Genomic DNA, 8,874 nt, shown 5'->3' with positions numbered 1-8,874 from the left:
CCCCCACCCCGCCCGACCTCTCCCCGCCCCCATGAACGGCCGCCACGCCCTTGCCGACCCCGCTCGTTCCGGCTGCGCCGGACGCAGTGTCGCCCACCTGCCTCAGCGGCCCTTCGGGCGGCCCGGCCGGAATGTCGAACGTCAGCGCGGCATCGGGGCGGATGATCCCGTATCCGTAGTGATCGTCATGCACCCGCCCCGTGGGATTCAGGGCCGACTTCACCATCCGATTCACCACCTGCCCAGCGGTCAACCTTGGATACTCCGCCCGCACCAACGCCGCCTCCGCGGACACATACGCCGCGGCGTCACTCGTCCCGTCGGACAACCGGTACTCATGGTCACTGTTCGCCCCAGCGGCCACGATGTTGACCCCAGGCGCGACCAACGTGAGCCCAGGCCCGTAGTTCGAATCCACCCACGGCTTCCCCTCCGCATCCACCGCCCCGACCGACACCACCCCGGGATACGCCGCAGGCCAGTCGAGCGCTGGCGAGCCGGAATTACCGCTGCTGGCTACGAGTACCACGTCGCGCTCTTCTGCGTACTCGACGGCTTCCCTCTCGCTACTGGACTTTGCTGGACCTCCGAACGACATATTAATAACGCGCGCGCCATGATCTGCGGCGTACTTGATGCCATTGGATTCCTGATCCGCATCTTCGGAAGACGTTCCGAACCTGATGGCCACAGGAAGAATCCGTGCGCCTGGCGCGAGCCCGATGATTCCTTGGGTCGCATCCGGGCCGTGGCCGTGGCCAGCGATGATGCTCGCCATGGCTGTACCGTGCCCCAATGGGTCGTGATCCAGTTCTCCTTGGCCCGGCGTGATTTTGTCCGATCCCGCAATGACCTGGCCCCGCAGGTCCTCATGAGTAATGCGTACCCCTGAGTCAATCACCGCTACAGTGACATCGGTTCCCCGAGAGTGGGGCCAGATGTCGGACGCCGCCCGGAAGGACTTAATAGGCCATTCGGCACTCCTGACGTCGTCTGCGATGGAAGTCGACACGGTGCAACAAAGTACGGAGACCATGGCTAGGTAGGCGGTTGATGATGGTTTCAAGTTCCGCCCTTGCTGGGCTAGTCGATCACAGGGGGATTCGCCTTGACGTCGCTCGCCCACCAATTCACATCCTCGAGCAAAAAGGGAGGACGGCTTCCACGTCGGCGCCTCCTGGCGGGCGAGACGGCTAGGAATTGTGTCCCCGGTCCAGTAAGGGAAGCAGAAGATGACTCCTGGAAAGTTGAGGCGGAACGGGCTGCCGTTCCGAAGGCTACTGAGCCGGAGGACTCGTTTGGTGCCGCATTCGTCCAGTTGCCCTGGAGAGGCGCAGGGGGCCGCAAAGAGCTTCGCCGTTCCGTCGTGGTGTTCGGTCCACGGGAACCCTGCAATGGAACGTTAGGCGTTGGTGTTTGTCCGAAGTGCCAGTCTATGCCTGCTTGCTTGCCCGGGGTTGACGCGCGCCCAGTGGGCGGATATTCGTCGAAGACAGAAGAGAGATGGTTCACGCTGCTTAGCTCAACTGCCCTCCCCCCGAGATTCGATTCTCCCGAGATCAACGCCTGCGTCGGGGTATTCGGCTGAGTTGAGGCGGGCGTCACAATATTCCGCCCTTCGAGGGTCGCTGTAGGACTGCCCCATAGTGGCGTCGCGTCGGGGCTGGTCGTGGCGGGATCGAATTTCACGCCACCCAGTTGGGCTTGTTGGAAGTCGCCAATCCCGCTGGAGGCAAGCGCTGCGTGTGCTGAGTCTCCGGATGGTTTGAAGGCGCCTGCTGACTTCATGGATAGGTCGCCGGGAGCCGTAGGTGCTGCGCTTGGAGCGGAGCGCACATTTTCGTGACCGTCAGGGAAGGCGCCGAGATCTTCGGACCTTTGGCAACGGCCAGGCGTTCCGATCATCTCGGCTGCCGCCGCGTACCGCTGCTCCAGTCGCTCCATCACCGCCACCGCGTGCTGTCGCTGCTGCTCGTGCAGGGCATCTGTCGCCGTTCCTGTCGTGCGTGCCTGCTCTGAGGTCACCCGGTCCTCCAGGGAGGCCGGCTCCGGCGGCATCTCCAGGCGGGCTGCGCGGAGGGCGTCGGCGGCGTAGGAGACGCCGGAGCACGCGTGGGAGGCGTAGGTTGCGCCGTGGCCGATGGCCTGGTGGAGCTCGGTGGCGCGGGCCGTGAAGGCGTCGGCGGCGGTGCCGGCCCAGTGTGTGGTGGTCGCGCGGGTGTGGTGGAGGAGGTCTTCCTGGGCCTGCTGGAGGGCCAGGTCGATCGCCTCCCACTTCGCCGCCACCCTGTCCAGCGTTTCCGGGTTGGAGCCTGCGAGCATCGCGCGCATCGCGGTGATGCTCGCCGCGTCGAACGCGCCTCCAGAGCCTCTGCCGCTGCCCGCGCCCGCGCCCCCGCCCGCGCCCCCGCTCATCCGAGGTCGCCTCTGCCGCTGCCCGACCCCGCCGCAGAGAAGAAGTCCTGCCGCGTGCGGTGCTCCTGCTCCTCGTACGCCTCGGCCGCCGACTTCGTCTCGCCGCTGTACTGCTCGATGAAGCCCTGCAGTTCGGCGATCATCGAGCCCAGCCAGTCCCGCATCTCGTCGTGCTTGTCCGCGAGTGCCGCCGCGCCGGCGAAGCCGGTGCCGAGGGCGCCGTGGGGGATGGAGGTGTCGTAGCGGGCCGACGCCTTCGCGGTGTCCAGGCCGTCGGCGACCGCCCGCAACTGGCGCACCGTCGACTGCAGCGCGGACACGTCGACGCGGTAGCCGTTGCCGAATGCCATGATGACGCACCTCCCCTCATGCCGCCTCCGCACTCAAGGTGCCCGGCGGTGAACCGTGTACAAACCCATTGACCAGGCTCACTCTATGTCGCGGAGAGTAGTGACACCATCGCTCGATGGAGTGTTCTGTGTGGCACTCGTCCCGCACGCCCGAGCTGCGAAAACGTAACCTGCTGAGCGCTGCGCGGTGATCATCGGCTGCCATAAGGTACGCGGCGGAGCGTCATCGCTGCGGTGACGCAAGGGATTCGGGTGTCACCGGAGGGGTGCATGAGCTTCATCGAGCGGGCCGTCGAGATGATCGAGCGTGGCGTGGGCGCGGGGGAGGAGGTCCTCAGCGAGCACGCCGAGCACCGGCACGCCGCGCAACTGTTCCTCAAGCTCGGCATCGCCGTCTTCGCGGAGCAGCGCCTCGGGGGGACCCACGAGCCCGTCGACCGGATCCTGAAGGCGCTCGACGGCCACGCCGCCGAGCACGGCGAGGTGGACCTTGACCACCTCAAGGCCGCGCATGAGGTGCTCGGCGAGGAGTTCGTCGACGCGCACTCGGGCTGAATCGGCTGAACCCGACGGCCCCGAGGGGCCGAGAGGGCGGCGCTACTTCAGCAGGCGTGACAGCCGGCGGTCGGCCAGGGGCTTGCCGCCGGTCTGGCAGGTGGGGCAGTACTGCAGGGAGGAGTCCGCGAAGGAGACCTCCCGGATGGTGTCGCCGCAGACCGGGCACGGTTCCCCGGTGCGGCCGTGGACGCGCAGGCCGCTCTTCTTCTCGGCCTTGAGGTCGCGCAGCGGCAGGCCGCGAGCGCGTTCGACGGCGTCCGCGAGGGTGGCCTGCATGGCCGCGTAGAGCCCGGCCACCTCTTCGTCGCTCAGGTTCGCGGCCAGCTTGAACGGCGACAGCCGCGCCGCGTGCAGGATCTCGTCGGAGTAGGCGTTCCCGATGCCCGCGAGCACCGCTTGGTCGCGCAGCACCCCCTTGATCTGGCGCCGCTCGGACGCGAGCAGTGCGGCGAAGGCCTCCGGCGTCACCTCCCCGGACAGCGGATCGGGGCCGAGGCGCGCGATGCCGGGGACCTCCTGTGGATCGCGGACCAGGTAGACCGCGAGGTGCTTCTGCGTTCCGGCTTCCGTGACGTCGAACCCCTGCGACGCACCCGCGTCCGTCGGTGAGAGCCGCACCCGCACGGCCAGCGGGCCCTTGCCCGGACGTGGCGGTTCGCTTGGCACTTTCTCGCTCCACCGCACCCATCCGGCCCGGGCGAGGTGGATCACCAGATGCAGCTCGCCGATCCTGAGGTCGAGGAACTTGCCGAACCGGCCCGCGCCGTCGAAGGCCTGCCCTTCGAGCGCGGTGATCGGAGGATCGTAGGTCTTCAGCGCGGCCACCGAGACAGGGTGCACGCGCTCGACGGTCCGTCCGACGAGATGCTCGCCGAGGAACTGGACGAGCGACTCCACCTCCGGCAGTTCTGGCATGCCCTCCAGTCTGCCCGCGAGCCCGGCGACCCGCGAGCTTGTCCACCCGCGAGCCGGTGGGCTCCGAACGCGCGGAGCCCCGCCGCTCCTGGGGAGTGGCGGGGCTCGGGCACAGACAGACGCGCGGGCCCTAAGGGCTCGGTCGGTGCAGCAGTCAGCTCAGCGGTCGGCTCAGAGGTCGAAGTAGAGCTCGAACTCGTGCGGGTGCGGCCGCAGGGCGATCGGGGCGACCTCGTTGGTGCGCTTGTAGTCGACCCAGGTCTCGATCAGGTCCTGGGTGAAGACGCCGCCCGCGAGCAGGTACTCGTGGTCGGCCTCCAGCGCGTCGAGGACGGCCGGGAGGGTGGAGGGGACCTGCGGGACCGCGGAGTGCTCCTCCGGGGCGAGCTCGTAGAGGTCCTTGTCGACCGGCTCCAGCGGCTCGATCTTGTTCTTGATCCCGTCCAGGCCGGCCAGCAGCATTGCCGAGAAGGCGAGGTAGGGGTTGGAGGACGGGTCCGGCGCGCGGAACTCGATGCGCTTGGCCTTGGCGTTGGCACCGGTGATCGGGATGCGGATCGCGGCCGAGCGGTTGCGCTGGGAGTAGACCAGGTTGACCGGGGCCTCGAAGCCGGGGACCAGGCGGTGGTAGGAGTTCACCGTCGGGTTGGTGAAGGCTAGCAGCGAGGGGGCGTGCCGGAGCAGACCGCCGATGTAGTAGCGGGCGGTGTCCGACAGGCCGGCGTAGCCCTGCTCGTCGTAGAAGAGCGGGGAGCCGTCGGTCCACAGCGACTGGTGGCAGTGCATGCCGGAGCCGTTGTCGCCGAAGATCGGCTTGGGCATGAAGGTCGCGGTCTTGCCGTTGCGCCAGGCGACGTTCTTGATGATGTACTTGAACAGCATCAGGTCGTCGGCCGCCGCCAGCAGCGTGTTGAACTTGTAGTTGATCTCCGCCTGGCCCGCGGTGCCGACCTCGTGGTGCTGGCGCTCGACCTGGAGGCCGGCGTTGGCCAGCTCCAGGGACATCTCGGCGCGCAGGTCGGCGAAGTGGTCGACCGGCGGGGCCGGGAAGTAGCCGCCCTTGTAGCGGACCTTGTAGCCGCGGTTGCCGCCCTCCTCGACGCGCCCGGTGTTCCAGGCGCCGGCCTCGGAGTCGATCTCGTAGAAGGAGCGGTTCTGCTTGGTCTCGAAGCGGACGTCGTCGAAGACGTAGAACTCCGCTTCGGGGCCGAAGTAGGCGGTGTCGGCGATGCCGGAGGAGGCCAGGTAGGCCTCGGCCTTCTTCGCCACGTTGCGCGGGTCGCGGCTGTACTGCTCGCCGGTGATCGGGTCGTGGATGAAGAAGTTGACGTTGAGGGTGGCGTCCTTGCGGAACGGGTCCAGGCGCGCGGTGCTGAGGTCGGGAACGAGGCCCATGTCGGACTCGTGGATCGCCTGAAAGCCGCGGATCGACGAGCCGTCGAACATCAGCATCTCGGACGGGTCGAATGCCGAGGCGGGCACCGTGAAGTGCTGCATCACGCCCGGCAGGTCGCAGAACCTGACATCGACGAACTTGACGTCGTTGTCCGAGATGTAGCGCGACACCTCGTCGGCGTTGTTGAACATCCATCCTCCTCGGCCCCGGCGAGATGCCGGGATTGCGGGTGCGGACCGCCGGTCCCGTCCGGCGATACCGGTTCTCGAAACCATAGGAAGCGGCCGTTTCTCGGCCGTGACCCATATGTTTCGCCGATGTTAACCGCGCACCTCCGCAGAACCGACAACCCGCGTCGTTGCTGCGTACTTGCGTCGTCAGGCCCGTGCGCGCCGTTCACTCTTCAGTGAGTGGTCTAGACCGATTTCGCGGCGCTTCGCGGCGTGCCCCCACCACGTCCCAGGGGTGGTCTCCGGGTGCGCTCGGCGGCCGGGCTACTGTGGTGGCGTGGATGAGAGTCGTAAAGCCATAGGCAGCTGGATCGAAGGCCCGCGGGCCGGCGCTGAGCAGATGGGTGCGGATTTCGGCTACCGCGGCAAGCGCCTCGGTCTGCCCGAGGAGGGGCCGGGTTCCATCGCGGGCGCGGGACGCCGACTTGGCGCCCTCGCGATCGACTGGTTCCTCTGCTACCTCGTCGCCTTCGCACTGATCGCGAACCGGAACGTCAACGAGGTCAACATCTGGATCACCGTGCTGTTCTTCCTGGTCAGCGTGCTGACCCTGGCCACGGCCGGGGCGACGCCGGGCAAGAAGCTGCTCGGACTGCGCGTCATCAGCCTGGACGGCGGGCGCGCCTCGGTCGGCCAGGTCGCGCTGCGCACGTTCATGCTCGTGCTCGCGGTCCCGGCGCTGATCTGGGACCGGGACGGTCGCGGGCTGCACGACAAGGCCGTGGGCACCGTCGAGGTCCGGGTCTGACCGGAGGGCACGTGTCGGCGAGTACGCGCTCGCCGCGACAACGACGAGGCCCCGGTGGCCGGTCCGTGAGGACCGGCCACCGGGGCCTCAGGTTCGTTCAGGGGAGGGTCAGCGGGGGCCGGCACCCTTGGGCATCCGGGAGCCCTTGGGGAGCGGGCCCTTCGGGATGGGGGCGTTGGCCATCAGGTCGCCCATAGCACGCAGCCGGTCGCTGATCTGGGTGGCCTGGGCGCCGGAGATGGCACGCGGGAGCTTCATCAGGTGCGTCTGCAGCTTGTTCAGCGGCACCTGGCCCTCGTCGTTGCCCACGATGATGTCGATCACCGGGGCGTCGCCGACCACGCGGCTCATCTTGCGCTTTTCCGCCGCGATCATCGGGCGCAGGCGGTTGACGTTGCCCTCGCCGACCAGCACGACGCCCGGGCGGCCCACCGCGCGGTGCACGGCGTCCTGCTGGCGGTTGGCCGCGACGACGAGCTGGATGTTCCAGCCGCGCTTGATGTTGTTGAGCACCGCCGCAGCGGCGCCGGGCTGGCCCTCGAGCTGGCCGAAGGCGGCCTTCTCGGCGCGCCTGCCGAAGATCACGACCGCCGCGAGCAGGCCGAGCACGAAGCCCAGGATGCCCAGGTAGATCGGGTGCCCGATCGCGAAACCGATGGCGAGGAGCACCGCGAAGGTGCCGAGCCCGACGCCGGCGACGATAAGACCGATCTTCGGGTCGACCCGCTTGGTCATGGTGTATGCCTGACGGATCTGGGAGAGCCGTCCAGGGCTGTTGGGGGATTCCTGCCTCGCCATGTGGTTCATGGTACGGGGCCGGACCTGCGGTTGCCCAAGCCTGGTCCTGGCGGAGGGCCGCCTGTGTCCCAGTCGTGATGCGTCAGGCTGTCATGTCCGGACGAATGGGCGCCCGGTCGGCCGTCGACGTCAGCGCGCGGCGCGCAGCAGCGTCTGCTCGCTCTGCTGGCGGTCGCGAGCGTGCCGACGGTTCTCGCAGACGGCGTCCCAGGCGTTGCGGCGAGCCGTCTGCTGGCCGCCGGAGAACAGTACGGACTCGGCCATCCGCAGTGCGAAGGCGACGTTCTGAGCGAGTTGCATGGTGACCTTCTCCCCTTGGACTACCACGCCATCTTCACCACTTGGTGTTACCGCGCCGTGACCACTCGGTCAAACCCCCGTGAAAGGCGTGCGACAGACATCACAGGCACGCCCGGTCACGGCGCGGCAACACGAGGCCGACGGGGCCTCAGAGGGCGGCGGCGCCGCGGCGCTCCAGGGCCTGCCGGTACAGGCGGCCGGCGCGGTAGGAGGAGCGGACCAGCGGCCCGGACATGACGCCGGCATAGCCGATCTCCTCGGCCTCCGCCTGGAGCTCGACGAACTCCTGCGGCTTGACCCAGCGCTCCACGGGGTGGTGCCGCGGTGAGGGGCGCAGGTACTGGGTGATGGTGATCAGCTCGCAGCCCGCCTCGTGCAGGTCGCGCAGCGCCTCGCTGACCTCCTCGCGGGTCTCGCCCATGCCGAGGATGAGGTTCGACTTGGTGACCAGCCCGGCTGCGCGGGCCTCGGTGATGACCTTGAGCGAGCGCTCGTAGCGGAAGGCGGGACGGATCCGCTTGAAGATGCGCGGGACCGTCTCCAGGTTGTGCGCCAGCACCTCAGGGCGCGCCGAGAAGACCTCGGCGAGCTGGTCGGGGACCGCGTTGAAGTCGGGGATCAGCAGCTCGACGCCGGTGCGGCCGGCCTCGCGCTCCGCGGTCATCGCATGGATCTGGCGGACCGTCTCGGCGTAGAGCCAGGCGCCGCCGTCCTCGAGGTCGTCGCGGGCGACGCCGGTGATGGTCGCGTAGTTCAGGTCCATGGTGACCACGGACTCGGCGACGCGGCGGGGCTCGTCCCGGTCGAACTCGGCGGGCTTGCCGGTGTCGATCTGGCAGAAGTCGCAGCGGCGGGTGCACTGGTCGCCGCCGATGAGGAAGGTGGCCTCGCGGTCCTCCCAGCACTCGAAGATGTTGGGGCAGCCCGCCTCCTGACAGACGGTGTGCAGACCCTCGCTCTTCACCAGCGACTGCAGCGCGGTGTACTCCGGGCCCATCTTCGCCCGGGTCTTGATCCACTCGGGCTTGCGTTCGATCGGGGTCTCGCTGTTGCGGACCTCCAGACGCAGCAGCTTCCTGCCGTCGGGTGCGACAGCGGACACGTGCGGCTCCCTATCTTCGAAATCCAGTGCGTCCCCTAGGGTACGCCTGCGGTCGGGTGGGT

At 68.3% G+C, this 8,874-nt stretch carries 10 protein-coding genes; 2 read left to right on the top strand and 8 right to left on the bottom strand.

Annotated elements, in window-relative coordinates; all coding sequences use genetic code 11:
* The 3 genes from TR48_RS42555 to TR48_RS31965 form a co-directional block, all read right to left on the bottom strand.
* On the bottom strand, positions 1-1,036 hold a 1,036-nt coding region (locus tag TR48_RS42555; protein WP_152628302.1), incomplete at its 3' end, for a S8 family serine peptidase.
* Positions 1,037-1,083: 47 nt separating this feature from the next.
* On the bottom strand, positions 1,084-2,331 hold the full coding sequence (locus tag TR48_RS42550; protein WP_152628301.1) for a WXG100 family type VII secretion target: 1,248 nt from the start codon (positions 2,329-2,331) through the stop codon (positions 1,084-1,086).
* 80 nt (positions 2,332-2,411) lie between these two features.
* Positions 2,412-2,765 carry a hypothetical protein gene (locus tag TR48_RS31965; protein WP_042373850.1) on the bottom strand — a complete coding sequence of 118 codons (354 nt, stop codon included), beginning with the start codon at positions 2,763-2,765 and terminating at the stop codon, positions 2,412-2,414.
* A gap of 270 nt (positions 2,766-3,035) precedes the next feature.
* Here TR48_RS31965 and TR48_RS31960 point away from each other — a divergent pair, with 270 nt between their 5' ends.
* A complete protein-coding gene (locus TR48_RS31960) occupies positions 3,036-3,320 on the top strand; it encodes a hypothetical protein (RefSeq protein WP_052443219.1) in 285 nt (94 codons plus the stop codon).
* A 42-nt stretch (positions 3,321-3,362) separates the two neighbouring features.
* On the opposite strand, the gene TR48_RS31955 is transcribed toward TR48_RS31960, so the two are convergent.
* Together TR48_RS31955 and glnA are read right to left on the bottom strand one after the other, a co-directional pair.
* Positions 3,363-4,238: an Fpg/Nei family DNA glycosylase gene (locus TR48_RS31955; protein WP_042373849.1), complete on the bottom strand. Its 876-nt coding sequence runs from the start codon at positions 4,236-4,238 to the stop codon at positions 3,363-3,365.
* Positions 4,239-4,409: 171 nt separating this feature from the next.
* Entirely contained in the window at positions 4,410-5,825 is a 1,416-nt protein-coding gene (glnA, locus tag TR48_RS31950; protein ID WP_042373848.1) for a type I glutamate--ammonia ligase, read from the bottom strand.
* A gap of 379 nt (positions 5,826-6,204) precedes the next feature.
* Between glnA and TR48_RS31945 the strand changes: the two genes are divergently transcribed.
* A complete protein-coding gene (locus TR48_RS31945; protein WP_042373847.1) occupies positions 6,205-6,612 on the top strand; it encodes an RDD family protein in 408 nt (135 codons plus the stop codon).
* 108 nt (positions 6,613-6,720) lie between these two features.
* On the opposite strand, the gene TR48_RS31940 is transcribed toward TR48_RS31945, so the two are convergent.
* From TR48_RS31940 to lipA, 3 genes are all read right to left on the bottom strand, one after another.
* A complete protein-coding gene (locus tag TR48_RS31940) occupies positions 6,721-7,410 on the bottom strand; it encodes a DUF4191 domain-containing protein (protein ID WP_042373857.1) in 690 nt (229 codons plus the stop codon).
* 129 nt (positions 7,411-7,539) lie between these two features.
* Positions 7,540-7,710, bottom strand: coding sequence for a hypothetical protein (locus TR48_RS44565; protein WP_170183572.1), 171 nt, complete (start codon positions 7,708-7,710; stop codon positions 7,540-7,542).
* Between the two features lie 148 nt (positions 7,711-7,858).
* A complete protein-coding gene (gene lipA, locus TR48_RS31935; protein WP_042373846.1) occupies positions 7,859-8,812 on the bottom strand; it encodes a lipoyl synthase in 954 nt (317 codons plus the stop codon).
* Positions 8,813-8,874: the final 62 nt, after the last annotated feature.

Origin of the sequence: Streptacidiphilus neutrinimicus, from assembly GCF_000787815.1 — a bacterium.
Lineage (GTDB): Bacteria > Actinomycetota > Actinomycetes > Streptomycetales > Streptomycetaceae > Streptacidiphilus > Streptacidiphilus neutrinimicus.
The sequence above is the reverse complement of the archived record's forward strand: the minus strand, read 5'-3'. Positions and strand labels throughout refer to the sequence as shown.